The sequence below is a fragment of the Aeromonas sp. FDAARGOS 1405 genome, from assembly GCF_019048265.1.
Lineage (GTDB): Bacteria > Pseudomonadota > Gammaproteobacteria > Enterobacterales > Aeromonadaceae > Aeromonas > Aeromonas veronii_A.
In genome coordinates, this window is the sequence record NZ_CP077311.1 from 4,090,243 (window position 1) to 4,115,246 (window position 25,004).

The following is a 25,004-nucleotide window of genomic DNA, read 5'->3' on the forward strand; positions in this document are numbered from 1 at the left end:
AGGCATCCCGCCATCAGTAGATGGAGGAGATGAATTGCTTGAACCGCTCGGATTTGGGATGGGCGAAAATCTCCTTGGGGTTGCCCTCCTCTTCCACCCGCCCCTGATGCAGAAACATCACCTTGTTCGATACATCCCGGGCAAACGACATCTCGTGGGTCACCACCAGCATGGTGCGTCCCTCTTCGGCCAGCTCGCGCATCAGGCCAAGTACTTCTCCCACCAGCTCGGGATCCAGCGCCGAGGTGGGTTCGTCAAACAGCATCACCTCGGGCTCTACCGCCAGCGCACGGGCAATGGCGGCCCGCTGCTGCTGACCACCGGAGAGGTGGCCGGGATAGTAGTCACGCCGCTCCCAGAGTCCAACCCGGTTGAGCAGTTGCTCTGCCTTGGCCAGTGCTTCGGCGCGAGGCACCTTGAGCACCTGGATTGGCACTTCGATGATGTTCTGCATGATGGTCATGTGTGACCAGAGATTGAAACTTTGAAACACCATGGCCAGTCGGCTGCGGATCCGCTCAACCTGACGCATATCTTCCGGCAACCGCTCGCCGGCGCGGCTGGTTTTCATCCGGATCAACTCGCCATGGAGCGAGACGGTGCCGGATGAGGGGGTTTCGAGCAGATTGATACAGCGAAGAAAGGTCGACTTCCCCGAACCGGAGGAGCCGATAAGGGAGATCACATCACCCTTGTGGGCGGTCATGTCGATGCCCTTGAGCACTTCGTGGGTGCCAAAATATTTGTGCAGATCACGTACTTCCAGTGCGGCAACGTCGCTCATCCATTACAACCTTGTCTGTCCCTAGACGCCGCAGGGGGCGTGACTCAACCATCGTCCATTTAACAAAAAGTTAACTGATGGCAACCTTCAGCGAAAATATCACCAGGATAGTGAAAAAACAATACAGAACGAGGGTCTTCAGGGGATTCGCTCTATTTTTATTCGCTCTTTGCGTATTTTTCAGCACTTTGTTTGCATAAACAGCCGTTTCAATGGCTGTTTCGATAACGCCTTTTTATACCCCAATCATATCAGTGGCAAGAGAAAAGCGTGATGTGTGCCAAACCGGCACCAAAATGGCTTTATGCACCCCCTTGCCGAGCGAAATATCGGCCCCCCGATTGGATCAACTTGATTTCATTGATGCACTCGGGCTCGCACAGAACCTTATCAAACAGAGAGGTTGTGGCAAAAAAGTAACAATCTGCCCCCAAAAGGGCTGTTTTCGGCCATGAAAGCGAGAGATATGTGACACAGAGCCAATAAGTAATGATAAGGTGGTGTTTTTATCAGTTTTTGTGATCGAGGCCTCGATGCTGCTCAATGTGTTGCTGATCCTGTTGCCACTGGCAATCGGCTATCTGATTCCCCTCTCCTCTGCCCGGCTGATCAAGCTGGTCAACCAGAGTCTGGGCAAGATGGTCTACCTCATTCTGTTCCTGATGGGGCTCGGGCTTGCCTATGTGGAGAACCTGGGCAGCAATCTGGCGGTGATCTTCAAGGTCGCCGGGGTGATGCTGACCGCGATCACGCTCTGCAACCTGCTGGCCCTCTGGTGGCTCGACAAGCGCACGCCGCCGACCCACGAGGCGAGCGATGCCAAGATGCCGGGCAAGTTGCACCTGTTGTGGGAATCCCTGCAGCTCTGCTTTGTGGTGCTCGGCGGTGTGCTGCTGGGTCTACTGGTGGATCTGCGCGCACTGCCCATCGACAAGTGGAGCGAGTGGGCCCTGATGCTGCTGCTGTTTCTCATCGGGGTGCAGATGCGCAACTCCGGCATGCGGCTGCGCCAGATCCTGCTCAATCCCTGGGGGATGAAGATAGCCGCCACCGTCATCCTCAGCAGCTGGCTGGGCAGCCTGCTGGCGGCCCAGTTGCTGGGCATGCCCTTTGCCCATGGTCTGGCGATGAGCTCGAGCTTCGGCTGGTATTCACTCTCCGGCATTCTGGTAGCCGACAAACTGGGGCCGGTGCTCGGTTCTGCTGCCTTTATCAACGATCTTGGGCGCGAGCTTATCGCCATTCTGATCATCCCGGTCCTGATGCGACGCCACCCCTCGGCAGCCATCGGTTACGGCGGCGCCACGGCGCTGGACTTCACCCTGCCGGTCATCCAGAAATCAGGGGGCATTCAGGTGGTGCCGGTGGCCATTGTCTCCGGCTTTATCCTGAGCCTGCTCGGCCCCATCCTGATCCTCGGGTTTCTGGCGATCTAAGCCTGATTTCCACATTGCAGATCAAAAAGCCCGACCTTGTTGTCGGGCTTTTGCTGTTTGGAGCAACCACGCACTCGCACTGACTACGATATTACCCGCAGCCTTATTCGCGCCACTGGCCGCCACTCATCACCCGTTCGATAGCAAACGTCCGGTCGTGCACCAGCAGCAGATCCGCATCCTGCCCGACCCCGATACGCCCCTTGCTGCCAAGCCCCAGCGCCTGCGCCGGATTGCTCGTCACCGCGGCCAACGCCCTCTCCAGCGAGACACCGAGCCGGGTCGCGCGCACGCACTGCTGCCACAGGCTGGCAATCTGGCCGCAGCGCATCTCGATTAGCCGCCCTTCGCCATCAAAGCGCGGCAGGCTGGCGTTGGCATCCGAGCTGAAGGTGATGCGCTCGGCAGGCACATTGGCGGCCAGCAGCTCGAGGAGCGCATCGGCGGCAAGCCGCTCGCCATCCTCCAGCAGATCGGGAAAGCTCGAGGTGGTGAGGTCGACCCAACCTCCCGCCTTGCCCCACTCGATGGCCTCGGCAAAGAGCCAGGGGTTGCGGTTGCAGTGGGTGGGATAGAGCTGGCGCAGCGGAATGTCGGTCTCATCGCGAAGAGCCCTCAGGGGGGCCAATGCCCCCTTTCCATCCCCGACATGGAAGAAGCTGACCCCGCTCTTGCCCGCAAGCAGCCCGGCCACTCGCGCCTCGCTGGCAAGCCTGGCCAGCTCGTCGTGGGTCGGCGCACTGGATCTGTGGTCACTGATGGCCACCTCCCCCACCCCCAATACCTCGGGGATCAGGATGATGTCCGACTCCACCGTGCCGGTCAGGGTCTTGACCGGTAGATGGTAGGAGCCGGTATACATAAAAGCGCTCACCCCGGCGGCGCGAAACTCGCGCACCTTGCCGAGCACCTGCGCGGGGGTGCGGGTCAGGCTGTCAGTGCCAAGCGCCGCCACCAGGGTAGTGACACCTGCCTTGAGCGCCTCGCTCGCCGCCAGCTCTGGGGTGCGAAAGGCAAAGCCCCCCTCACCGCCGCCGCCGGTGATATGGGCCAGCGGATCCACCAACCCGGGCACCAGATAGTGGCCACGACCATCGACCCTGTGCAGCGGCCAGTTTTCAGGCACAGTCAGCCCCTGGCCCATCCAGGCAATGCGGCCATCGGCCACCAGCAGATCCTGCTGGCCAAGGTGGGAGGGACTGAAGATCTCGGCTCCCTCGATCAGGGTCAACATGGCGATCCTCCTTGCACGATTGTCGCTTGCCCAATGAAAAGAGAGGGAGCAAGCTCCCTCCCCCCGTCAACCACCATATATATCGTACTTGAAGTACTTCTGGTTGATCTGCTGATAGGTGCCATTGGCACGCAGTACCTTGATCGCCTCGTCCAGCTTGCCCTTGAGCTCCTTATCGCTCTTGCGCACGGCGATCCCCATACCATCACCAAACCACTGGCGATCGGTCAGGGCGGGCCCCACATAGTCGAACTTGTCGCCCCCCTCTTTGCCAAGCAGTCCCTGCTCGATGGCAGAGGCATCGGCCAACAGGGCCAGCACCCGACCCGCTTTCAGATCGAGATAGGCCTCATCGGCATTGCCGTAGCGGACTATGGTGACATTCGAGCCAAAATTGTCGGTCAGGTACTTGTCGTGGGTGGTGGCACGCTGCACCCCGATGCGCTTGCCCGCCATGCCTTCCGGGGTCAGCGTCAGCTCGGTCCCCTTGGCCGCCACAAAGCGATTCGGAATATGGGCATATTTCTCGGTGAAATCGACCTTCTGGCGCCGCTCGTCGGTGATCGACATGGCGGCGATGATGGCATCGTATTTACGCGACAGCAGGGCCGGGATCATGCCGTCCCAATCCTGCGCCACCAACTCGCACTTGACCGCCATCTGCTGACACAGGGCGCTGGCGAGATCGATATCAAACCCCTTGATCTCGCCCGATGCATCGGTCCAGGAGAAGGGCGGGTAGGCCCCCTCCACCCCGAAGCGCACGGTTTTCCACTCCTTGGCCATGGCGGGGGTGGCCAGCAGGCTGGCAACAAACAGGGCTGAGAGGGTCAGTCTGATCTTCATCATGAGTACTCCATTACATAAAAAGCGCACAGGCGCGGACAAGGCACCGCAGGCGAATGCATGCGATGACCAAAAGCGGCAAAATCTGGATGAGCGAGATCACGCCCGAGCGGGCGTCAGTGAACTGCTCCAGGGGGTCGATCTATTCGTCGAACCACTCGGAGAGGTAGAAAGGCTTGAAGTAGAAGGCCAGAAAAAAGCCTCTGGCTTTGCGCATCATGGTGGTTTGTCGCGTCCTGTGACAAAGATGGCATCACCTTAGCACGCCCGAATTTTGCCCGGCAAGAGGCAGCCGCCGGGCAGTAGCAAAATCCCGATCATGGCCAAGGCGGGCGGGATCCGTTAGGCTCGAAGCACCTTGCCATTCCATAACAGACCCACCGCTACCGATGAATTTTCTGGCCCATCTCCATCTGGCTGCCCACACCCGAAGCTCCCTCACCGGCAATCTGCTCGGCGATTTCGTCAAAGGCACGCTGCCCACGGGGCTTGCCACCCACTTTGATGAGGGGATCTGGCTGCACCGCAAAATTGACGCCTTCACCGATGGTCATCTCGAGCACAAGGCGGCCGTCGCCTGTTTCGAGGCCCCCTGGCGCCGCTTTGGCGGCATAGTGGTGGATATGATCTACGACCACTGGCTGAGCCAGCACTGGGGGCTGTTCAGCACCGAGCCCCTGCCCCGCTTCCTGCAACGCAGTTATGACCAGCTATTGGCGGATCACCCACGCCTGCCGGATGGACTGCCACGCCCCCTCAAGCGGATGGCCGAGCAGAACTGGATCGCCTCCTACCGCCACAGGGAGGGGCTGGGGCAAGCGCTGAATGGCATCGGTCGCCGCCTGCGCCGCCCGGTACCACTGGGAGAGGCGCTGCTGACCCTCGATGAATCGCAGTGGCAAACATGCGAGGCGGGGTTTCTGCGCTTCTATCCCCAGCTGATGGACTTTAGCCAGCAACAGCTGGCCCAATATCGGGCAGCGCAAAGGGGCACAGTGATCCCTCTGGATAGGCCTGCTTCCCCATAAAAAAACGCCCCTTGCGGGGCGTTTGTCATCAGTTGGCTTCGTCTTTCTTTTTGCGAATGCTGAGGCCAAGTTCCCGACCACGCAGTCGGGCGTAATAGATGGTGCCGACAAAGGCGAGGGTGGTGAACAGCAGCTCCACCACCGCCAGCCACCGCTCCCCCTCATCTGTAGTGATCAGGGTAAGTGCGTGCAGGAAATAGGGCATCAACACGAAGTTGCCCCAGGCGTGGGTGTAGGGGTTGCCCTGCACTATCCCCTTGAGGGGGAAGAGCAGCGGCACCGTCCAGATCACCGGCAGCAGCCAGGGGTTGAGGTCAGGATGGGGTGACAGCCACAGATGCCAGAGGATGACCCAGCCCAGCAGGCCGAAGAAGCCGACCAGGGTCAGCCAACGTGCGAAGCGGGTGCTCACTTGAGGATCTCCAGCACCTGCTCCGGCGGGCGACCAATACGGGCCTGTCCATTCTTGATGACAATGGGGCGCTCGATCAGCTTGGGATGCTGGTGCATGGCACGAATAAGGGCGTCGCCGTTCACTTCACTGAGGCCCAGCTCCTTGTAGAGATCTTCCTTGGTGCGCATCAGCTGGCGCGGATCGCTAAAACCGAGCAGAGAGAGCAGGTTGCGGATCTCATCTTCGCTCGGGGCCTGCTCCAGATAGAGCACCACATCAGGGGCGATCCCGTGCTGTTCCAGCAGGGCCAGGGTTTCGCGACTCTTGGAGCAGCGCGGATTGTGGTAGATTTGGGTCTCGCTCATGGTAACTCCCTGATTAATCGCAAGATGGGACTAGAAACGGCGCTATTGTAGGGGAAAGTGATGGTCAGGGTAAGCGGCATTGGAAAGGAATTGAAACGAATTTGTTGGCTGATTGTGGCTGGCCTGCTGGGCGCCTGCACGCCCGCCCCCGAATTTACCGATGCAACAGGGCAGTCGGTCAGCCTGCGCCACTTTGCCGGCAAGCCGCTGCTGGTCAACTACTTCGCCCCCTGGTGCGCCCCCTGTCTGCGGGAGATGCCGCGCCTCAACGCGCTGGCGGAGGAAGGCGAGATCGCTGTGGTAGCGATCAACTACGACCCGACCACGCCGGCAGAGCTGGGGCAACTGGCAACCCGATATGAGATCAAGGTGCCGCTGCTGATTGCCAATGCGGAGGCCAGCCTCCCCTTCCCTCGTCCGGGCGCCCTGCCTACCAGCTATCTGCTCGATAGCGAGGGCAAGCTCAAGCAGACGCTGATCGGTGAACTGGACCCGTCGAACATCGAGATGCTCAAGGCGGCCGCCAGCAGCGTGAGTCACTAGCCCATCGCAGCTATCACTGTTACCCACACCGCCATAAACAACAAGGGCGCACCGTGGTGCGCCCTTGTTGGATTGGCCAATGCCAGCTGTCGTTAGCCCTTGAGGCTGTCGAGATCCTTCTTGGCGCGTTCCAGTTCGGTGATGCGCGCCTCCAGACGAGCCAGAGTCATCCGGTCGCTGGTGGTACCGCGCGCCACGATCAGTTCGTCGATGGCCGCCTGATAATCCCCGCGCAGCGAGAGCATCTCGGCCCGCGCCATATGCAGCTCGGTCATTCTGCCCGCCTTGCGATAGGCGTCGGAGAGCAGGTTCCAGGCCAGATTGTTCTCTTCATGCGCACGGGCATAGGGGTCGAGGATGGCGATGGACTTCTTGTAGTTGCCGCTCTCGAGGTAGGCGTTACCTAGGTTGACCACCACCACTTCGTTATCCGGCATCCGGCTGCGGAACTTCTCGAGGCGCGCGATGGCCTGGGCACTGCGTCCCTTGGCCAGATCGATGTCGGTCTGGGCATCGACGATAAAGAGATCTTCCGGATGACGGGCCGCCAGCTCTTGCATCAGAGTATCAGCTTCGTCGGTGCGCTTGAGCTGGATCAGCGCCAGCGCCTTGCCATAGATGGCGGCATCCTTGAGCGGGTAATCCCCCTTCTGGATCCGGGTATCGAAGTAGCTCAGCAGCCCCTGCGGGGTATCGGTACCAAAACGGACCTGAATACGTACCTTGGCCAGCCAGAAGTCGAGGCTGGGCGGCAAGTCGCGGCGGCCATAGCTGCCCGCCCGAGCGCGTGCCTCGCTGATCCGGGTCTCCGGCAGCGGGTGAGTGAGCAGCATTTCCGGCGGCTTGCTGGCGTAACGGTACTCGGCAGCCAGTTTCTGGAAGAAATTGGCCATCCCCATGGGATCGAAACCGGCATCATAGAGCGTCTTCATGCCGATGCGATCCGCTTCATATTCGTTGTCACGGGTGTAGTTGATGGCGGACTGCATGGAGAGGCCCAGCGTGGTCTGCAGCGCGGCGATACCGGCGGTCGGGTTGATCACCGCCAGCGCGATGGAGCCAACCAGACCGGCCAGAGTCACAGCCGAACTGCTCGCCTGCGCCTCCATGTAACGGGCGATATGGCGTTGGGTCACGTGGGTAATTTCGTGGGCCAGTACCGAGGCCAGCTCGCTCTCGCTGTCGGCGTAGAGGAAGAGGCCGGTGTGCACCTTGACTCGCCCACCGAGGAAGGCGGCCGCGTTGATGCTGGGATCATTGATGAGGAAGAAGGTAAACGGGAAACGTACCCCATCGGCGTTGGTCAGCAATCGCTGACCCAGATCGTCAATGTACTGGCTCAGCACCGGATCATCGATGATCGGCAGACCCGCACGGGCAAAGCGCATAAAAGCGTTGCCGTAACGCACTTCCTGCTCGATGGGCAGGGCAGCAACCCCGGCCGTGCCGATGTCGGGAAGCTGATTGTTGGCCTCGGCATGAAACGTGGCGCCCATCAGGGAAGCCAGCAGGGGAAGCGATGCCATCAGGGGGGAAAAACGTGCCACGTTATCTCTATCTCCATCAGAAAGGGCCTCGGCAGAATACCCTTGCCCATCAAGGGCTACAAGCGTTGTTTCATGCTCTTATCACGGCCATAATAGCGGCCACCTGCCTGATGGAGCCCCCATGGAAATTCTCGACCTGACCCCCTGGCGCTGCCCCGAGCCGCTGATCCGGCTCAAGCTCTGGTTAAGGGGGGCCAAAAGCGGTCAAACCGTCACCATCCGGCTGGCCGATGCGGGCTCCCGGCAGGATATTCCGGCCTATCTGCACCGTCAGGGCCACCATGTCGAGGTGCAGCAAGAAGCGGACAAAACCCTCTCTTTGCAGTTGGTTGTCGGGGCGAAACAACCATCTTGAGCCCCAGTGATGTAAGGATGCCGTCATGTTAGAAGTATTGAAGCGCTGGTATCAGACCCGTTTTTCCGATCCCGATGCCGTTACCCTTTTCCTGTTGCTGGTGTTCTGCTTCACCATCATCTGGCTGTTTGGCGATCTGCTGGCCCCCCTGCTGGTGGCGCTGGTAATGGCCTATCTGCTGGAGTGGCCGGTCGCCCGGCTGCAAAAAGCGGGGCTGTCGCGCACCCTGGCCACCAGCGTCATTCTGATCCTCTTTATTGCGGTAGCAGTCGCCTCCTTGCTGGGTCTTATTCCGACGCTGGTGAGCCAAGGGATCAATCTGGCCAAAGAGGCGCCGGCCATGCTGACCCACGCTCAGGATTATGTGCGCACCCTGCCTGACAAATACCCCGAGCTCATCGACGTCAGTCTGGTGGAGACCGTCATCGACAATATTCGCCAGCGCATCCTCAGTGGCGGCGAGCATCTGGTAAGCGCCTCCCTCAGTTCGCTGGTCAACGTGGTCGCCATCATGATTTACCTCATTCTGGTGCCGCTGATGGTCTTCTTTATGCTCAAGGACAAGCGGGTCTTGATGGGCAGCCTGCGCCGCTTCCTGCCGCGCAACCGCACCTTGGTCAACCGGGTGTGGGTCGAGATGAACAACCAGATCATCAACTACATCCGTGGCAAGGTGATCGAGATCCTGATCGTCGGCATCGCCACCTATGTCCCCTTCGCCCTGATGGGGCTGCGCTACTCGGTGCTGCTGGCGGTCGCGGTCGGCTTCTCGGTGCTGATCCCCTATATCGGCGCCGCCGTGGTGACCGTACCGGTAGCCATGGTCGCCCTGTTCCAGTGGGGGCTCACCCCGGAGTTTGCCTGGCTGATGGTGGCCTATCTGGTCATTCAGGCTCTTGATGGCAACCTGCTGGTGCCGGTGCTTTTCTCGGAAGCGGTCAACCTCCATCCGGTGGCCATCATCATCGCCGTGCTGGTCTTCGGCGGCTTGTGGGGATTCTGGGGAGTCTTCTTCGCCATTCCCCTCGCAACCCTGGTCAAGGCGGTGATCAATGCCTGGCCAAAACGCGAAGAGATGCCCGGTGCCGCAAAATAACCTGCTTCCCCTGCAATCGTGACAACGGAGTGTCCATGACCTTTTTTCGTCAAATCAGAGCGGCAGGGCTGACGGCCCTGCTCCTCGCTGCCGCCATGCCAGCGCGTGCCGATATCGATCTTGGCGCCATGGATCTGCTCACCAGCGACAGCCCTACCAGCCCGGTGCCACAGGGCTTTGTCGCCGGTGCGGCGCTCATCGGGGGACAGGCCCGTTATGAAGCGCAGGACAACGCCCTCTACGCCATCCCGGGCTTTATCTACTTCGGCGACGACTTTATGTTTCTGGGAGATCGGGCCCGCTATTACTTCCACAAGGATGAGAACGTGGCCCTCTACGGCTATGGCCGGGTCCGTTTTGGCAATCTGGATCCCGAGGATTCGCTCGCTTTCAGTGGTATGGAGCAGCGAAAATGGCAGCTGGAAGGCGGGATCGGTGGCAACATCATCACCCCCTACGCCCTGCTGACCGTGCGTGCTAACAGCGATGTCACCGGCCGCAGCAAGGGACAGGAGCTGCTGCTGTGGGCCGATTTCCCCATCCTGCGTGACAACCTGCTGATCATGCCGGGGATGGGGCTGATGCTGCGCAGCGACAAGATGGCCAACTACTACTTCGGCGGCATCTCCGAGAGCGAGGCCACCGCCCAGCGGCCCGCTTGGGATACCGGTACCACCCTCTCCCCGATGGCGGCCCTCATCACCAGCTACCGCTTCAGCCCCAACTGGATTGGCATGTTTGCCATGAACTACGAATGGTATGATCGGGACATCAAAAACAGCCCCATCGTCCAGCACGATGGCGAACTATACGCAGGATTTGCCCTCGGCTATATCTTGTAACGCTGAGGAGTTGTGAAACAAGACCAAACAAAAGGGAGCCCTCGGCTCCCTTTTTCACAACCATCGTCAGGCTGCCAATTCAGACTTATAGCGCAGCCAGAAATTCGCTCAGTTGCTGATTAACGAAGGCCGGATTTTCCAGCGACGAGATGTGGCCAGCCGCCGGGATCTCCTTGAACGGACAACCCAGCACCTCGGCCATCAGATAGCCCTCCAGCACTGGACGGGCTTTATCTTCGCAGCCGGTCATCACCAGCGCGGGAGTGGTGATCTCCTCCAGCCACTCGATGCGATCTTCGCGGGTCACAAAGCTGCGGCCCACCGCCACCATGGCGGCAATCTTATCCTTTGGCCAGGTTTCAAGGCGCGCCTTGAAACCGCTCATCAGCGCTTCATCGGGCTGATTGGCAAAAAAGAGCGGCGCCACCTGTTCGACGATGGGCGCCGGAATGGTGCCGAGCTGCTCGATCATCGCCAGCATGTCGAGGTAACGCTCGCAGGTGATCTGCGGCTCGAGGCCAACGAAGCTGTCCATCAGCACCAGCCCCTTAAGGCGGTTTGGCACCATGCGTGCCAGCTCCACACCCCACATGCCACCGATGGAGAGACCCACCAGCACGAACTCATCGACTCCGAGGGCATCGAGCAGCGCCAGGTGATCCCGCGCCAGGGTTGCCAGCGTGCAGGCACCTTCGGGGAGCAGATCAGAATCACCGTGGCCCCACAGCTCGGGAACGATGCAGCGATAGCTCCCTTTGAGCGCCTCGATTTGCGGCGCCCACATGGCGCTGTCCCACAGGTAGCTATGGCCAAACAGCAGCACCGGCCCTTGCCCTTCATCCAGATAGGCCATCCGGCGACCCGCTATCTCCATAAATTGCTTCATGTTCTCTCCTGTTGCCAACTTCTGATGATTAGACGGCAGTGCAAATCACCATAGCCATAAATGGCTTCATGTTGGCTTCTGTTGCCAACTAACGGGGCGGCAGTGTAACACGTCCTACTTGGCAGTCGACTCTCCCTGGTGCAAGCTGAAGTGACGGCAAGAAGGGACTCAAAAAGGAGAAGAAGATGCCGAAGGACAAGAGCAAGAAGCAGCCACGTCTGGACAAGAAATGCTATGAGCACCACCTTGCCCATCTGCAGGAGGAGCTGGTCAAGCTCCAGGAGTGGGTCAAACAGGAGGGGTTGAAGGTAGTGGTACTGTTCGAGGGACGGGACGCAGCTGGCAAGGGGGGCGTCATCAAGGCGATCACCGAGCCCCTCAATCCCCGGGTCTGCCGGGTTACAGCGCTGCCCGCCCCCTCCGATCGTGAGCGCTCCCAATGGTACTTTCAGCGTTATGTGGCCCACCTGCCCGCCGCTGGCGAGATGGTGCTGTTTGACCGCTCCTGGTACAACCGGGCCGGGGTCGAGCGGGTGATGAGCTTTTGTAGCGACGCCGAGTATCGCGAGTTTCTGCGCGCCTGCCCCGAGTTTGAGCGAATGCTGATCCGCTCCGGCATCACACTGATCAAATACTGGTTCTCGGTCTCCGATGAGGAGCAGGAGAAGCGCTTCAAGGAGCGGATCAACACCCCCATCAAGCGCTGGAAGTTCAGCCCGATGGATTTGCAGTCCCGCTCGCGCTGGGTGGAGTACTCACGCGCCAAGGATGACATGTTCACCTACACCGACACCGAGGATTGCCCCTGGTTCGTGGTAGAAGCGGACGACAAGCGCCGTGCCCGCCTCAACTGCATCGCCCACCTGCTGGGCAAGGTGCCCTATGAGGTGATCCACTATGAGCCCATCAGCCTCCCCCCCATCAAGACCGAAGGGTATGAGCGCCCGCCCCTGACCAGCCAGCACTTCGTACCGGATATCACTGCCGACCTCGAGACCTGACAGACACTCGCCATTTGCGGCGAGCAGATAATAAAAAGCCGGTCTGACGACCGGCAAAAAGGCATTGATTATTAAGAAAGGAAAACCGGCACAACAAAAATCAGGTACGGATATATTTGGCCGTGCGCGGGAACGCCTGCTCCTTGGCATCGAACAGGTAGCAGGCTTCCGCCGGAATACCCACACTATAGGTCTGACCGGTCGCCACATCCACATCCGAGGTTGTCTTGACGGTGAAGTCGTGGCCATCCACATCCATATAGACGAAAGACTCGGCCCCCAGATGCTCGGCCACCTGCACCAGACCGCTCAGCTTGCTGTCGGCATGAGCATGGCTCAGCGGTACCAGATGCTCGGGACGTATACCCAGCTCCACCTTGTCACCGACCGCGCCACTGCGGGCATCGACCCGGGCACGCACGGTATCGCCAGAGGTCAGCTTAACCACGCACTCCTGCTCGCCAATTTCTAGCAACTCGCCTGCCAGGAAGTTCATCTTGGGAGAGCCGATAAAGCCCGCCACGAACTTGTTGTCCGGGTTATGGTAAAGATCCAGCGGTGAACCAAACTGCTCCAGGTTACTGGCCGCATCAGCCTTGAGTGGGCTTAGCACCACAATCTTGTCTGCCAGGGTCATCGCTTCCACCTGATCGTGGGTCACGTAGATGATGGTGGAGTTGAGCTCTTTGTGCAGCTTGGCAATCTCGATCCGCATCTTGACCCGCAGCGCGGCATCCAGGTTGGAGAGCGGCTCGTCAAACAGGAACACCTGCGGCTGCTGCACAATGGAGCGACCGATGGCAACCCGCTGACGCTGACCACCGGAGAGCGCCTTGGGCTTTCTGTCCAGCAGCGGCTCAAGACCCAGGATCTCGGCGGCGCGCATCACCCGCTTGTGGATGTTCTCCTTGTCCATCTTCTTGAGCTTCAGACCGAAGGCCATGTTCTCGTAGATGTTCATGTGGGGATAGAGGGCGTAGGACTGGAATACCATGCCCACGTTACGCTCGACTGGCGGCACGTCATTCATATAGCGACCGCCGATGGTCAACTCACCACTGGTGATGTCCTCGAGACCCGCGATCATCCGTAGCAGGGTGGATTTACCACAGCCGGACGGGCCGACGAAGACAATGAATTCGCCCTCCTTGATGGAGAGGTTGATGTTGCGCAGGGTGTCCTTGTGAACAGCCGGATCGTAATTTTTGCGAACGTTGTTGAGTACTACTTCAGCCATGACGAGCTCCGCTCTTGAATCTTTGCAAATCGTGATAGCGGGGGGAGTCAGCTCCCCCGGCCATAAACTTAACCTTTCACACCACCGGCAGTCAGACCGCCAACCAGCCAGCGTTGTGCCAACAGGAACACCACTGTGATGGGGAAACCGGAGAGCACTGCGGCCGCCGCGAAATCACCCCACAGGTAGTTCTGTGGATAGAGGTACTGCTGGGCCCCGACCGCCAGGGTCAGATTGTTCACATCCTGCAACAGGATGGAGGCCATGGGCACCTCGGTAATGGAACCGATAAAGGCCAGAATAAACACTACCGCCAAGATGGGTACCGACAGGGGCAACAGGATCAGACGGAATGCCTGCCACGGGGTCGCACCGTCGATGGCCGCCGCCTCCTCCAGGGAGGAGTCGATGGTCTCGAAGTAGCCCTTGATGGTCCAGACGTGGAGGGCAATACCGCCCATGTACGCCAGGATCAGGCCACCGTGGGTGTTGAGACCGAGCCAGGGGATATAGTCACCAATCTTGTTAAAGAGCGCGTAGATAGCCACCAGCGCCAGTACCGCCGGGAACATCTGGAAAATCAGCATGCCCTGCAGGATGGTGGACTTGCCACGAAAACGCAGGCGGGCAAAGGCGTAGGCACAGGTGGTGGAGAGCGTCACGATCATCAGGGCAGTGATGCCGGCGATCTTGATGGAGTTCCACAACCAGGTCAGCACCGGGAACGGCGGCGGCGTGATGCTGCCGTCGGCGTTGGTGATGGAGATGCCAAGTGCCAGCTTCCAGTGATCCAGCGTCGGATTGGAGGGGATGATCTCCCCTACGGCGAAGTTACCGTTACGGAACGAGATGGCGATAACCATGATCAACGGGAAGATGATCAACGCCAGGAAGCCCCACATGACCAGGTGGGTTGCCCACACCCGGTATTTGACTGATTTGGGTTGTACGATTGCCATGTTGAAGCCTCCTTACAGCTGCTTGTCGGCTTTGGACAATTTCAGGTTGAGCAGCGCCAGCGCACCTACGATGAGGAAGATGGCTGTGGCGATGGCACTGGCCAGACCGTAGTCCTGACCACCCGATCCCTGGAACGCAATCCGGTAGGTATAACTCACCAGCAAGTCGGTGGTACCGGCCGGGGTGCTGGCGCCGATGATGTCGGGCGCACCGTTGGTCAACAACTGGATAAGCACGAAGTTGTTGAAGTTGAAGGCGAACGAGGCAATCAACAGCGGTGTCAGCGGCTTCATCAACAGCGGCACGGTGATCTTGAAGAAGTTCTGCACCGGGCCGGCACCGTCCATGGCGGACGCTTCATAGAGATCTTCCGGAATGGCTTTGAGCAGGCCCATGCAGAGGATCATCATGTAGGGGTAGCCGAGCCAGGTATTGACAATCAGGATCATCACTTTGGCCAGGAAGGGGTTGGTATACCAGTCCGGCTTGATGCCAAACGCCGCTTCCAGGAACATGTTGATCTCACCGAAGTTCTGGTTGAACAACCCCTTGAACACCAGGATGGAGATAAACGCCGGGATCGCGTAGGGCAGGATCAGCATGACCCGATAGAAGCCGCGTCCCTTGAGAGATTCCCACTGCACCAGGCAGGCCAGCACCATGCCGATAGCCAGGGTGAACGCCACGGAACAGGCAGAGAAGATCACGGTCCAGACGAAGATCTGCAGGAACGGCGCCTGAATACCCGGGTCCGTCACGATGCGGGCGAAGTTTTTCCACCCCACGCTCACCACAAAGCCCGGAGCCACGCTTTTGCCGACAAACTGTCCCTGTTCATCGATGTACTGATAGAAACCGGTCTCGCCATTGGGCAGCATCAGCTCACCGCTCTGGTTGTCACGCAGCAAGTTGCTGTCCTTGATCACCACGCCGGACTTGAGCACGGCGCCATCCGTCAGACGGCTGTACTGTTGCTTCTGGGCGGCAAACTTGCGCAGGCTGCTCAGGGTCAGATGAGTGGTACCATCAGGCAGCACCAGATCGAGCGCGCTCAGATGGGTGCGATGGTCAACGATGGCGCGGATCGGTGCCGCTTTACCGGTGACGTCGCCGGTAACGGGCTCGAGCCGGACTTCCTGGGCAAGGTTCTGAACCCTACCCTCACGCACTGCCAACTCGCGAGCCTTGTTGTTCATCAGAGCCAGCGGTTGACTGAGATAGGATTGCTGCTCCTGTGTCAGCAGCAGTTGGAACTGGCCGTTGTCGCCACCCAGCAGGGTAAAATCGAATTCACCGCCCGCCACCTTGTAGGTTTTCTTCAGATGGTAGTCCCGCGCCTGCTCAATGGAGAGCAAGTTGGATCCCGAATAGTTGGTGAAGGCAATGCCAATGGTGTAGGCAAGAGGGAAGATGATAAATACAACCATGCCCGCGACACCCGGAAAGATGTAGCGATGGGCATAGGTCTTCTTGTTCATGAAGACATACAGACCGACGGATACCACCACCAGATCCAGCAGCGCGAATACCCACTCGCCACTGGCGTACATCATCACGGCTGCATAGCCGTTGAGGATGGCGACCAGGGCCGCGATGGTCCACTTAAGCCAGGTGTGCTTATCCTTCGGACCGGCATAGGACTCAACAGAAGGTACTACTTCCATGCCAATTAACCTTTATAACGCCAAGAGAGATTTGAGAGAGTGGGAGGCCATTGCGGCCTCCCGGGTGGTGCAAGCTTACTGAACGATACGCTTGGCAGCGGTATCCAGTGCTTCATCAACACTTTGACGACCGGAGGTCACGTTCTTGAGGGCTGTTTCGAAGGAGGACCAGAAACGGCTCATCTCGGGAACGGACGGCATCGGCTCGCCAGCCTGGGCGTTCAGCATGGTGGCCTTGATGTGCGGATCGGATTCCAGGGTCTTCTGGAAGGATTTCAGCGCGACTGCACCCAGCGGCTTGTCGGCGTTAACCGGCGCCAGACCGGCATCGGTCAACAGGTAGTTTTCCAGGAACTCGATGGCCAGATCCTTGTTCGGGCTGGCGGCGTTGATGGTGGCACCCAGTACGCCAACGAAGGCTTTAGCCGGTTTGCCATTCAAGGTCGGCAGCGGTGCTACACCGTACTTGATGCCGCTCTTGTCCAGGTTGCTCCAGGCCCAGGGACCGTTGATCATCATGGCCACTTCGCCCTTATTGAACTTGGCGTCCATCACACCGTAGTCGATGCCTTTTTCCAGGTGACCGGACTTGATCATCTCGGAGATGTAACCCACGCCCATCTTGGCGCCCGCATTGTTCACGCCGGTATCTTTAACGTCATAACCGGTAGCGGTTTTCTTGAAGGCGTAACCACCGTTGGCAGCCACCAGCGGGTAGCTGAAGTACGGGGTGTCATAAGCCCACATGATGGCGCGCTTGCCGTTTTTCTTCAGAGTCTCGTCAATCTTGGCGATCTCTTCGAAAGTTTTCGGCGGCTCGGGCAGCAGGTCTTTGTTATAGATCAGGCTGACCGCTTCCATGGCAACCGGGTAACCATAGGTTTTGCCATCAACAGTCATGGCATCCCATGCCAGCTGTTCAAATTTGCCTTTGGTTGCAGCGTTCGGGGTCACGGGGACCAGCAAACCGGCTTTGACCCACTCACCGTAACGGTCGTGAGCCCAGAAGAAGATGTCCGGGCCGTTGCCAGTGGCTGCGGCTTGCTGGAATTTCACTTCAACCTGATCCGGGTGAGCCACAGTAACCTTGATGCCGGTTTCTGCTTCAAACTTCTTACCCACTTCAGCCAGACCGTTGTATCCCTTGTCACCGTTGATCCAGATGGTCAGCTGGCCTTCATCGATGGCAGCAGTAGCAGAGCAAGCGACGCCAAGAGTGGCCAGACCGATCAGGGATGACAGCAATTTCTTTTTCATGAGCCTTTCCTTGTATTAGTTCCGCGCTGTAAGAGCATTGTGTGCGAGATGAATATTATCCCAAGCGGCAAACGGCTCACATGACGCAACTCGCATTTTTGAAATGCAATTACGTATTTCCTTCCAGAAAGTTTTGAAAACATTTTCTTATTTCAGGGGGTTAGCGCCATTTATTGGCATATTTCTCGCCAATGCAAGAAATTAAATTACCAAATAGAAATAAAAAAACACGATTGAAAGGGTTTTCACCTCATTGAAAACCCTTTCACATGGATAATTCTGTTTAATTTGTTAACAAAGCACCGAGTTGGTTTCGCTGCCCCCTGCCCCATTAAATAAAAAGACACCGCAGCGAACTGCGGTGTCTTTTTGCCAAAAATGAAGGCCGGATCACATTATGACTGGCGCAGCAGCTGATCCTTGAGATTTGGCGGCACCCCCTTGATGGTCAGGGTATCGGTCTGCGGGTCATAAAACACCCTGCAGTTCAACAGTTTCTGCTCGAAGCTCAGGGTCAGGCCGCCCCCGGAGCCGACAAACTTGGTCAAGCCGCGCAGGGTGGAACGGTCAGCCGGGAAACGCTCTTCCAGCTCATACTCCTGACCGATAAAGCTGTAAAAATCGAGATCGCCATCGCCGGGCAATTCTGCTGACAGCGCCTTGATCTCGATCTCTTCACCGGCACTCGCCTGTTCGGAGCAATATTTGAAGACCTGCTTTTTATAGTCATTGCGCTCGGTCGGTTCGAGCTGGCGACTGTCGCAATAATCTTCTACCGCCTGCAGCAAGCCTTTATTCTGCACCTTGGCATCCATCCCCTCACGGGCCCCCAGCAGATCCATAAAGAAATCGCCCAGTTTGCGACCGATACGTCCCTTGCTGAAGGTGATATAGCGGCGCGAATCCGGTTGGGTTTTCCATTCGGTCAAATCGATACGAGCCACCAGATTGAGTTTGCCGATATCGAGATACTGGATATGACGCAACTCCAGCGCTTCGCTGACGGTGACGCTCTCCTTGCCTTCCAGCAGAGCGATCATCAGGTAGTCAACCCCCACGTAGTTGTACTTGGCAAACAGCAGTACCCCCTGCTCGTCAAGGGCGTGCTCCACCAGTTGCCTGACCAGCAGCTGGGTCATCTCCACCGAGAAGGGGACGAATTCGAGCTGCTCGTCGAGCAGTTTTTCCAGCGCAATGCGAAACAGGGGAGAAGGCTGTTTGGGAGCCTCTTCACCGTCAGCCAGCTCGGCGACGGCGGCCTCGGGGTCTGCAAAAAAGCCAAAGCCCTTGCCCCCCTTGCCATTGTAAATGCGGTGCAGCTCCGCCATCAGCCCCTGTACTGCCTCGTCAGCAGGCAGAAGCTGGCTGCGGGTGTCGGCGTGAGGTTGACCATCGCCGCCCTGGCGCAGGGAGTGAAGAATGATCTTGTCGATATCGAGACTCATGTCACAAAGCCATAGTGTTAGCCGAAAGGGTGAAGTATTATAAGGCGCTTTGAACCGAGATGAACTGAAGATTATGCCCATCGTATCAAAGTACAATAACGAGCAGTTTGACGCCCTGATGAACGACCTGATCACCGCCCTGGAAAAGCATAAAGCGCCGGTGGATCTCAGTCTGATGGTGCTCGGCAACCTGACCACCAATATCATTAATGGTATGGCTCCGGCACAACGCCAGGCCATCACAGAAAAGTTTGTCCAGGCCCTGACCGCATCGGTCGATAACCGCCATGACACACACTGAGTCCTGCGACTCTGTTGATTTGACGTTTCTCAACGCAGATGGATCACTATGGTCGAAACCGGTAACCCCTATCGTGATAATGTCTCTCGCCTGATCACCTGGGGGCATTGGTTCTCCTTCTTCAACATCATTCTGGCCATGCTGATTGCCACCCGCTATCTGGGTGCCATCAACTGGCCGTCGACCACGCTTGGCGTGGTCTATCTCGTTGTAAGCTGGATTGGCCACTTCTCTTTTTTAAGTTTTGTCACTTACCTGTTGACGATCTTCCCACTCAGCTTCCTGCTGCCCAAAGAGAAACCGCTGCGTTTCATCTCCGCCATTGTGGCGACACTGGCACTGGTGCTGCTGCTGATCGACACCCAGGTGTTCCGGCTATTCAAGTTCCACCTCAATGCCCAGGTGTGGCAATTGCTGCTGGATCAAGCCCAGACCGAAGAGGGCTCGATCTGGAGCATTATCTTTATTGCCGTCCCCACCATCTTCCTGCTGCAGCTGCTGCTGTCGGCCTATGTCTGGCGCAAGATCAACAAGCGCAAACGCCGTCAGTACGGCAATCAGGTGGGGCTGGCCTTGCTGATCTGCTTTATCCTGACCCACGTGGTCAACAGCTGGGCGGATGCCACTCTCTATCAGCCCATCACCATGCAGCGCGCCAACTTCCCGCTCTCCTACCCCATGACGGCCCGTTCCTTCCTGGCCAAACATGGCTGGCTGGATCTGGATCAGTACGAGAAGCAGGCGGCCTCCCAGCGAGATGAAGGCGACAGCAGGATGCACTACCCACTGCGCCCGCTCAATGTCAATGCCCCCCAGACCCACAGCAATCTACTGATTGTGGTGGTCGACTCCCTGCGCTTTGACATGCTCAACAACATCAACATGCCCAATCTGCAGCGCTATGCGGATCAGCATCTGACGTTCCGCAATCACCTCAGTGCCGGAAACGACGACTTGATGGGCATGTTCGGCCTCTTTTACGGCCTGCCCGGCCACTACTACAAAGAGATCAGCAGCGACAAGCGTCCACCGGTGCTGTTTGACGAGATGTTGCGCCAGGATTACCAGTTCGGGCTGTTCGGTGCGATGGAAGATGCCCAGAAGTATCGCAAGAGCATCCTCTCCGGTCTGCGTAAACAGGTGTTTGTCTCCGAACAGGTCGATGATGGCAAGCTGCTGATCGACTGGCAGCAGTGGCTGGAGAAGCGCACCCCGGAGCGCCCCTGGTTCTCGCTGGTCTACCTCTCCAGCCCGGGCGACTATCAACTTCCCGCGACCATGAAGGGGCCGTTCCAGCCTGAGCTGACCAACTTCAACCCGGCCACCGCCTATCGGCCGGAAAACCTGCAGAAACTGGAGAATCGCTACAAAAACTCGGTCTTCTATACCGATCAGTTGCTGGAAGATATGTTGACCAAGCTGCAACAGCAGGGGATGGACAGCAATACTGTGGTGGTGATCACCTCCAATCATGGCCAGGAGTTCAACGATACCCATAGCAACAGCTGGGGCGCTGGCAACAACTACTCCCTTTATCAGGTTCAGGTGCCGATGGTAATTGCCTGGCCGGGACGTGGCAGCCAGGTCGTGGAGCGACCGAGCAGCCATCTCGATCTGGCCCCGACCCTGATGCAGAGCCTGCTGGGCGTGCGCAACCCGCCACGGGACTACAGTGTGGGGCGCTCTCTGTTCGACACCAGCCCGCGTAACTGGCTACTGGCCGGGGATCAGAACGACTTCGCTATTTATGAAGGCGACACCATCACCCACTTCAACAAACAGGGTGACTTCGAACTGCTGGAGCGCAACAGCTATCGTCCGATCAAACATGGCACTCCCGATATGGGCGCTATGATCCAGGTGATGAACGAGCTGAACCGATTCTATCGCAATCATTGACCTTGGCACTGATGGTTTTGTCCCAGTAAAACGCCCCGAATCCGGGGCGTTTTTTTATGCCATATCGTAATCGTTCCACCCTGACCGGCTTTAGCCCCCCCACCCTTGCGGGTACTTGTAGCCGACGAAACGCTTTATCGCATAGTCCTTGAAGGCCGCCGAGTTGTAGGCTGCAGCCACATCTTTGGCAAAGGGCTTGTCCGCATCGGCACTTTTTACCACCACCCAGTTGATAAAGTCGTAGCTACGCTCCAGGAAGAGACCTTCAGTGAACGGGATACCGCTGGAGGCGGCGAAATTGCCGTTTATCACCGCAAAATCCACATCCTCCCGAGCGCGAGGTAGTTGTGCAGCTTCAAGCAGTACCAGCTTGAGGTTGTGCGGGTTGCGCACTACATCAAATTCGCTCGCCTTGAGCGGATTGATCCCCTCCTTGAGAGTAAGCCAGCCGAGATCCTGCAGCATCAACAGCGCCCGCGCCTGATTGGTGGGATCGTTGGGGATGGCCACTGTACTCCCCTCTTTCACCTTGTCGAGAGCGACCAGCTTGCCGGAATAGAGCCCCATCGGGCCTGTTGGCACCTGGGTAATAGGTGCCAGCGACAACCCCCGATCCTTGGCAAAGCTTTCAAGATAGGGTTTGTGCTGGAAACAATTCACATCCAGCGACCCGTCGGCCAACGCAATATTGGGGGAGACATAGTCGGTAAACTCCACCAGCTTGACCTTGTACCCCTTGGCCTCCAGCTGTGGCTTGATGGAGTCGGTCACCATGTCGGCAAAATCCCCCACGGTAGTGCCAATCACAATCTCCTGTTTGGCCGGATCGGCTGCCAGGACGATGCCGGCCTGACTGCTTGCCAGCAACAATACGGAACAAAAGCGGAAGGTACCACGCAACATAAAAGACTCCCTGTCTGCAGATTTATCGAGTGATGCCGGATTGTCAGAGTCGGAAATGGAAATCCAGACATCCAAACGGCCATTTAAAGCAAGCTATCAGAGTCAGCGCCCGGTGCCAAGCAACAAAAACGAGAAAGGTAATAAGCCAGGTGATAAAGAGAAGGGAGCCAAGATGATGCCCACACAGCCGGCGCATCGGACAGTCACGAAAGCAGGTTGCAACCCACGCCAGTTAATTACAGAAAGATCAATAATTGCAAATGATAAATGCTCTCAATAGAGCACACTGAAAGCCTCAATGGAATACCTACCACAAAAAAGATCAGATTTCTTTGAATCTTATCAAACTTATGAAAACAGGCTCTTTTGACTCTTCATTATCCATGTGTAGATTCCATTCGCACCCAGGAAGGTGCCCTATAAGATGGAGTTTAAAAATAATGAAGCAAACATCGTTAGCGCTGACGGTCACAGCGCTGCTGTCGACACTGCCAGTTGCACTCGTTCAGGCAAGTGAAAGTTGTGTCCCGCTCAGCGGTAAGGAGAGCGGGTTGGATACTGGCCGCAGCAGCACGGAACGCTGCCTGCCCGGCATCAACCCGCTGCAGGCTCAGCAGTGGTATCTGCTCAACAGCGGCCAGGATGGCTTCAGTGCCAGGGCTGGAATCGCAGGCAATGACCTCAACCTCTGGTGGGCACACCGTACCGGCGTGCTGGGACAGGGTATAAATATCGCGGTAGTGGATGATGGCTTGGCCATCGGCCACCCGGATTTGGCGGACAACGTGCGTCCGGGTTCAAAAAATGTGGTAACCGGCAGCGATGACCCGACCCCGACCAATCCGGATACCGCCCATGGCACCTCGGTGGCGGGCATTATCGCCGCGGTGGACAACACCATAGGCACCAAGGGGATCGCCCCCCGCGCCCAGTTGCAGGGATTCAATCTGCTTGATGACGAGAGTGAACAGCTGCAGCAGGATTGGCTCTACGCCCTTGGCGACAGCGAGGCCAGCCGCGACAATCGGGTCTTCAACCAGAGCTACGGCATGAGCCTGGTGGATCCCCGTCCGGCCAACGATCTCGATCAGGTGCAACTCGATCGTCTGTTCGAACAACAGACCCTCAAGCGGCAAGGGGCGGCCTATATCAAGGCTGCCGGCAACGGCTTCAACAGAATAGCGGCAGGTGGCTATGTGCTGAACCGCACCGGCAGCGGCCCCAAATTGCCGTTTGAAAACAGCAATATCGACCCCTCGAACAGTAACTTCTGGAACCTGGTGGTAAGTGCGCTCAACGCAGATGGTGTCAGATCCTCCTACTCCAGCGTCGGCAGCAACGTCTTCCTGAGCGCCACCGGTGGCGAATATGGCACCGACTCCCCCGCCATGGTCACCACGGATCTACCCGGTTGCGACATGGGCTACAACCGTACCGATGATCCCAGTAGCAACCGGCTGCACGGCGACCTGCAACTGGATGCCAGCTGTGACTACAACGGTGTGATGAACGGCACCTCTTCGGCGACCCCGAGCACCGCTGGCGCCATGGCGCTGCTAATGTCTGCCTATCCCGATCTGTCGGTGCGGGACCAACGGGATCTGCTGGCACGCAGTGCTACCCGGGTTGATGCTGCGCACCCTCCGGTCATGGTGAGCTACACCAGCAGCACCGGAAAACGCCGTGAGGTCAAGGGACTGGAAGGGTGGGAGCGGAATGCCGCCGGCATGTGGTTCAGTCCCACCTATGGCTTTGGCCTGATCGATGTCAACAAGGCTCTCGCGCTGGCGGCCACTCACCAGCCACTGCCGCCACTGGTTCAGTTGCCATGGCTGAAGGTCAAACCGGTGGATCGCGCCTCCTCTGCCATTGCCGATGTGGGCAATAGCCCGACCAGTTCGACCGCCACAGTCGCAACCCCGCTGACCGTCGAAGCGGTACAGGTCACGGTCAGCCTGGATCACCAGCGTCTGCCCGATCTGCTGATCGAACTGGTTTCCCCCGCCGGTACCCGCAGCATACTGCTGAACCCGCTCAACAGCCTGGTTGGCCAGTCGCTCGATCTGCAAAAGCTGGGTTATGTGCGTACCAAGGGCTTGCGTGACATGCGCCTGCTCTCCCACAAGTTTTATGGTGAACCGGCGCAAGGCACATGGCGACTGGAGGTAACCGACGTTGCCAACGGTACCCGTCAGGTCTCTCTGCTCAATCGCGAGACCCGTGAGCGCACCACCCTGACCGAGCGCAACAACCGCCAGCCAGGCAAGCTGATCGAGTGGTCCTTGCGGATCCTGGGTCACGACGCCAACCACAGCTAACAAGCGAGGAGTTTTATCATGAACAAACCGGTTACCTTACTGCTGGCCAGCCTGTTGGCCCCCCTCGCCCTTAATGCTGTGGCGGCAGAAGCCGTGACTCTGGAGGGCAAGCAGTACCGCACTATAGAGGTAAATGGCCAGACTTACCTCATCCCCGACCATGGCAGCAAGTCGCGAACCACCCGCAGTCTCGATGGCAAGGAACCGCTGCAGACCCTGCACCGTGGCGATGTGCTGATGCAGGGGGCCGCCAGCCCCGAGCTCACCGTCAGCGGCACCCTGCTGGTGGAAGCCGATGACAACCAGGCCAGCGCGCTGGCCAGCCGGCACGGCCTGCGCTTCAAGCAGAGCAGCGGCGGCATCGCCCTGCTGGAAGCCAAGCCGGGCACCGATCTGAACGCCGTCGCCACGGCGCTCAAGCAGGAGGGGGTCAAGGTACAGATTGAACTCGCCGGGGCCCTCAAACAGCCCAAGTGAGCCGTCCCGGGCCATTGCCCGGGCATATCAGCTGATCTTCGAGGGGGCCGCCGGCCCCCTCGCGTGTTGATCGCAGCCATCCTCATTGGCCGTCAGGCCATCCGTTTTCCCTCCTTCTCCCCTGCCCTTTCCCCTCTTGCCACCCCCACCTTTGCTTTGGCACCGCCTTTCGATGCGACCTTGCTC

24 protein-coding genes are annotated in these 25,004 nt (G+C 58.3%); 11 read left to right on the plus strand and 13 right to left on the minus strand.

Annotated elements, in window-relative coordinates; genetic code table 11:
• Positions 1-13: 13 nt before the first annotated feature.
• Positions 14-784, minus strand: a complete 771-nt coding sequence (locus I6L35_RS18760; RefSeq protein WP_005337310.1) for an ABC transporter ATP-binding protein — start codon at positions 782-784, stop codon at positions 14-16.
• A 533-nt stretch (positions 785-1,317) separates the two neighbouring features.
• Between I6L35_RS18760 and I6L35_RS18765 the strand changes: the two genes are divergently transcribed.
• On the plus strand, positions 1,318-2,220 hold the full coding sequence (locus I6L35_RS18765; protein WP_043819350.1) for a lysine exporter LysO family protein: 903 nt from the start codon (positions 1,318-1,320) through the stop codon (positions 2,218-2,220).
• A 103-nt stretch (positions 2,221-2,323) separates the two neighbouring features.
• On the opposite strand, the gene iadA is transcribed toward I6L35_RS18765, so the two are convergent.
• A complete protein-coding gene (iadA, locus tag I6L35_RS18770; RefSeq protein ID WP_216979020.1) occupies positions 2,324-3,454 on the minus strand; it encodes a beta-aspartyl-peptidase in 1,131 nt (376 codons plus the stop codon).
• Positions 3,455-3,520: 66 nt separating this feature from the next.
• Positions 3,521-4,300 carry an ABC transporter substrate-binding protein gene (locus I6L35_RS18775; protein WP_216980320.1) on the minus strand — a complete coding sequence of 260 codons (780 nt, stop codon included), beginning with the start codon at positions 4,298-4,300 and terminating at the stop codon, positions 3,521-3,523.
• A 389-nt stretch (positions 4,301-4,689) separates the two neighbouring features.
• Between I6L35_RS18775 and I6L35_RS18780 the strand changes: the two genes are divergently transcribed.
• Positions 4,690-5,328 (plus strand): ACP phosphodiesterase, encoded by a 639-nt coding sequence (locus tag I6L35_RS18780; RefSeq protein WP_216979021.1) that lies wholly within the window; start codon positions 4,690-4,692, stop codon positions 5,326-5,328.
• Positions 5,329-5,356: 28 nt separating this feature from the next.
• Here the strand turns inward: I6L35_RS18780 and I6L35_RS18785 are convergent, their stop codons facing one another.
• Positions 5,357-5,740: a DUF2069 domain-containing protein gene (locus I6L35_RS18785; protein WP_107684428.1), complete on the minus strand. Its 384-nt coding sequence runs from the start codon at positions 5,738-5,740 to the stop codon at positions 5,357-5,359.
• Positions 5,737-6,087, minus strand: a complete 351-nt coding sequence (gene arsC, locus I6L35_RS18790) for an arsenate reductase (glutaredoxin) (RefSeq protein WP_108612511.1) — start codon at positions 6,085-6,087, stop codon at positions 5,737-5,739. The genes I6L35_RS18785 and arsC overlap by 4 nt, the downstream gene beginning before the upstream one ends.
• A gap of 60 nt (positions 6,088-6,147) precedes the next feature.
• Here arsC and I6L35_RS18795 point away from each other — a divergent pair, with 60 nt between their 5' ends.
• Positions 6,148-6,630: a TlpA disulfide reductase family protein gene (locus I6L35_RS18795; protein ID WP_216979022.1), complete on the plus strand. Its 483-nt coding sequence runs from the start codon at positions 6,148-6,150 to the stop codon at positions 6,628-6,630.
• 92 nt (positions 6,631-6,722) lie between these two features.
• Here I6L35_RS18795 and I6L35_RS18800 read toward each other — a convergent pair whose 3' ends face one another.
• Complete coding sequence (locus I6L35_RS18800; protein ID WP_367949397.1) at positions 6,723-8,177, minus strand: M48 family metalloprotease; 1,455 nt, start codon at positions 8,175-8,177, stop codon at positions 6,723-6,725.
• 121 nt (positions 8,178-8,298) lie between these two features.
• On the opposite strand from I6L35_RS18800, the gene I6L35_RS18805 reads away from it, so the two are divergent.
• The 3 genes from I6L35_RS18805 to I6L35_RS18815 are packed head-to-tail and all read left to right on the plus strand — an operon-like array spanning position 8,299 to position 10,470.
• Entirely contained in the window at positions 8,299-8,532 is a 234-nt protein-coding gene (locus tag I6L35_RS18805) for a sulfurtransferase TusA family protein (protein WP_100654019.1), read from the plus strand.
• 25 nt (positions 8,533-8,557) lie between these two features.
• A complete protein-coding gene (locus I6L35_RS18810) occupies positions 8,558-9,628 on the plus strand; it encodes an AI-2E family transporter (protein WP_005333851.1) in 1,071 nt (356 codons plus the stop codon).
• Between the two features lie 35 nt (positions 9,629-9,663).
• Positions 9,664-10,470, plus strand: a complete 807-nt coding sequence (locus I6L35_RS18815; RefSeq protein ID WP_216979023.1) for a MipA/OmpV family protein — start codon at positions 9,664-9,666, stop codon at positions 10,468-10,470.
• Positions 10,471-10,555: 85 nt separating this feature from the next.
• Here the strand turns inward: I6L35_RS18815 and I6L35_RS18820 are convergent, their stop codons facing one another.
• Positions 10,556-11,356: an alpha/beta fold hydrolase gene (locus tag I6L35_RS18820; protein WP_216979024.1), complete on the minus strand. Its 801-nt coding sequence runs from the start codon at positions 11,354-11,356 to the stop codon at positions 10,556-10,558.
• Positions 11,357-11,541: 185 nt separating this feature from the next.
• Between I6L35_RS18820 and ppk2 the strand changes: the two genes are divergently transcribed.
• The gene (gene ppk2 / locus I6L35_RS18825; RefSeq protein ID WP_164537071.1) at positions 11,542-12,357 is read left to right on the plus strand and encodes a polyphosphate kinase 2; all 816 of its coding nucleotides are present in this window, start codon (positions 11,542-11,544) and stop codon (positions 12,355-12,357) included.
• Between the two features lie 100 nt (positions 12,358-12,457).
• Here ppk2 and I6L35_RS18830 read toward each other — a convergent pair whose 3' ends face one another.
• The 5 genes from I6L35_RS18830 to yejK form a co-directional block, all read right to left on the minus strand.
• Entirely contained in the window at positions 12,458-13,594 is a 1,137-nt protein-coding gene (locus I6L35_RS18830; RefSeq protein ID WP_164537072.1) for an ABC transporter ATP-binding protein, read from the minus strand.
• 68 nt (positions 13,595-13,662) lie between these two features.
• A complete protein-coding gene (gene malG / locus I6L35_RS18835) occupies positions 13,663-14,553 on the minus strand; it encodes a maltose ABC transporter permease MalG (protein WP_041209357.1) in 891 nt (296 codons plus the stop codon).
• A 12-nt stretch (positions 14,554-14,565) separates the two neighbouring features.
• Positions 14,566-16,218: a maltose ABC transporter permease MalF gene (malF, locus tag I6L35_RS18840; RefSeq protein ID WP_005344704.1), complete on the minus strand. Its 1,653-nt coding sequence runs from the start codon at positions 16,216-16,218 to the stop codon at positions 14,566-14,568.
• Between the two features lie 75 nt (positions 16,219-16,293).
• Positions 16,294-17,475 (minus strand): maltose/maltodextrin ABC transporter substrate-binding protein MalE, encoded by a 1,182-nt coding sequence (malE, locus tag I6L35_RS18845; protein ID WP_005344703.1) that lies wholly within the window; start codon positions 17,473-17,475, stop codon positions 16,294-16,296.
• Positions 17,476-17,870: 395 nt separating this feature from the next.
• Entirely contained in the window at positions 17,871-18,920 is a 1,050-nt protein-coding gene (yejK, locus tag I6L35_RS18850; RefSeq protein WP_216979025.1) for a nucleoid-associated protein YejK, read from the minus strand.
• A 73-nt stretch (positions 18,921-18,993) separates the two neighbouring features.
• Between yejK and I6L35_RS18855 the strand changes: the two genes are divergently transcribed.
• Together I6L35_RS18855 and I6L35_RS18860 are read left to right on the plus strand one after the other, a co-directional pair.
• The gene (locus tag I6L35_RS18855) at positions 18,994-19,221 is read left to right on the plus strand and encodes a YejL family protein (RefSeq protein WP_005344699.1); all 228 of its coding nucleotides are present in this window, start codon (positions 18,994-18,996) and stop codon (positions 19,219-19,221) included.
• Between the two features lie 48 nt (positions 19,222-19,269).
• Entirely contained in the window at positions 19,270-21,120 is a 1,851-nt protein-coding gene (locus tag I6L35_RS18860; protein ID WP_005344698.1) for a DUF3413 domain-containing protein, read from the plus strand.
• 90 nt (positions 21,121-21,210) lie between these two features.
• Here the strand turns inward: I6L35_RS18860 and I6L35_RS18865 are convergent, their stop codons facing one another.
• Positions 21,211-22,023, minus strand: coding sequence for a MetQ/NlpA family ABC transporter substrate-binding protein (locus I6L35_RS18865; RefSeq protein WP_216979026.1), 813 nt, complete (start codon positions 22,021-22,023; stop codon positions 21,211-21,213).
• A gap of 440 nt (positions 22,024-22,463) precedes the next feature.
• Between I6L35_RS18865 and I6L35_RS18870 the strand changes: the two genes are divergently transcribed.
• Both I6L35_RS18870 and I6L35_RS18875 read left to right on the plus strand, forming a co-directional pair.
• Positions 22,464-24,341, plus strand: coding sequence for a S8 family serine peptidase (locus tag I6L35_RS18870; RefSeq protein WP_216979027.1), 1,878 nt, complete (start codon positions 22,464-22,466; stop codon positions 24,339-24,341).
• A 15-nt stretch (positions 24,342-24,356) separates the two neighbouring features.
• On the plus strand, positions 24,357-24,818 hold the full coding sequence (locus I6L35_RS18875) for a hypothetical protein (protein ID WP_216980322.1): 462 nt from the start codon (positions 24,357-24,359) through the stop codon (positions 24,816-24,818).
• Positions 24,819-25,004 lie beyond the last annotated feature (186 nt).

What these genes read in the sequence shown, in the direction of transcription:
- malG (WP_041209357.1), bottom strand. Translation starts at nt 14,553, where the DNA reads ATGGCAATCGTACAACCCAAATCAGTCAAATACCGGGTGTGGGCAACC.
- yejK (WP_216979025.1), bottom strand. Translation starts at nt 18,920, where the DNA reads ATGAGTCTCGATATCGACAAGATCATTCTTCACTCCCTGCGCCAGGGC.
- I6L35_RS18780 (WP_216979021.1), top strand. Translation starts at nt 4,690, where the DNA reads ATGAATTTTCTGGCCCATCTCCATCTGGCTGCCCACACCCGAAGCTCC.
- I6L35_RS18810 (WP_005333851.1), top strand. Translation starts at nt 8,558, where the DNA reads ATGTTAGAAGTATTGAAGCGCTGGTATCAGACCCGTTTTTCCGATCCC.
- iadA (WP_216979020.1), bottom strand. Translation starts at nt 3,454, where the DNA reads ATGTTGACCCTGATCGAGGGAGCCGAGATCTTCAGTCCCTCCCACCTT.
- arsC (WP_108612511.1), bottom strand. Translation starts at nt 6,087, where the DNA reads ATGAGCGAGACCCAAATCTACCACAATCCGCGCTGCTCCAAGAGTCGC.
- I6L35_RS18765 (WP_043819350.1), top strand. Translation starts at nt 1,318, where the DNA reads ATGCTGCTCAATGTGTTGCTGATCCTGTTGCCACTGGCAATCGGCTAT.
- I6L35_RS18760 (WP_005337310.1), bottom strand. Translation starts at nt 784, where the DNA reads ATGAGCGACGTTGCCGCACTGGAAGTACGTGATCTGCACAAATATTTT.
- I6L35_RS18870 (WP_216979027.1), top strand. Translation starts at nt 22,464, where the DNA reads ATGAAGCAAACATCGTTAGCGCTGACGGTCACAGCGCTGCTGTCGACA.
- I6L35_RS18830 (WP_164537072.1), bottom strand. Translation starts at nt 13,594, where the DNA reads ATGGCTGAAGTAGTACTCAACAACGTTCGCAAAAATTACGATCCGGCT.
- I6L35_RS18865 (WP_216979026.1), bottom strand. Translation starts at nt 22,023, where the DNA reads ATGTTGCGTGGTACCTTCCGCTTTTGTTCCGTATTGTTGCTGGCAAGC.
- I6L35_RS18775 (WP_216980320.1), bottom strand. Translation starts at nt 4,300, where the DNA reads ATGAAGATCAGACTGACCCTCTCAGCCCTGTTTGTTGCCAGCCTGCTG.
- I6L35_RS18795 (WP_216979022.1), top strand. Translation starts at nt 6,148, where the DNA reads ATGGTCAGGGTAAGCGGCATTGGAAAGGAATTGAAACGAATTTGTTGG.
- I6L35_RS18815 (WP_216979023.1), top strand. Translation starts at nt 9,664, where the DNA reads ATGACCTTTTTTCGTCAAATCAGAGCGGCAGGGCTGACGGCCCTGCTC.
- malF (WP_005344704.1), bottom strand. Translation starts at nt 16,218, where the DNA reads ATGGAAGTAGTACCTTCTGTTGAGTCCTATGCCGGTCCGAAGGATAAG.
- ppk2 (WP_164537071.1), top strand. Translation starts at nt 11,542, where the DNA reads ATGCCGAAGGACAAGAGCAAGAAGCAGCCACGTCTGGACAAGAAATGC.
- I6L35_RS18855 (WP_005344699.1), top strand. Translation starts at nt 18,994, where the DNA reads ATGCCCATCGTATCAAAGTACAATAACGAGCAGTTTGACGCCCTGATG.
- malE (WP_005344703.1), bottom strand. Translation starts at nt 17,475, where the DNA reads ATGAAAAAGAAATTGCTGTCATCCCTGATCGGTCTGGCCACTCTTGGC.
- I6L35_RS18820 (WP_216979024.1), bottom strand. Translation starts at nt 11,356, where the DNA reads ATGAAGCAATTTATGGAGATAGCGGGTCGCCGGATGGCCTATCTGGAT.
- I6L35_RS18860 (WP_005344698.1), top strand. Translation starts at nt 19,270, where the DNA reads ATGGTCGAAACCGGTAACCCCTATCGTGATAATGTCTCTCGCCTGATC.
- I6L35_RS18805 (WP_100654019.1), top strand. Translation starts at nt 8,299, where the DNA reads ATGGAAATTCTCGACCTGACCCCCTGGCGCTGCCCCGAGCCGCTGATC.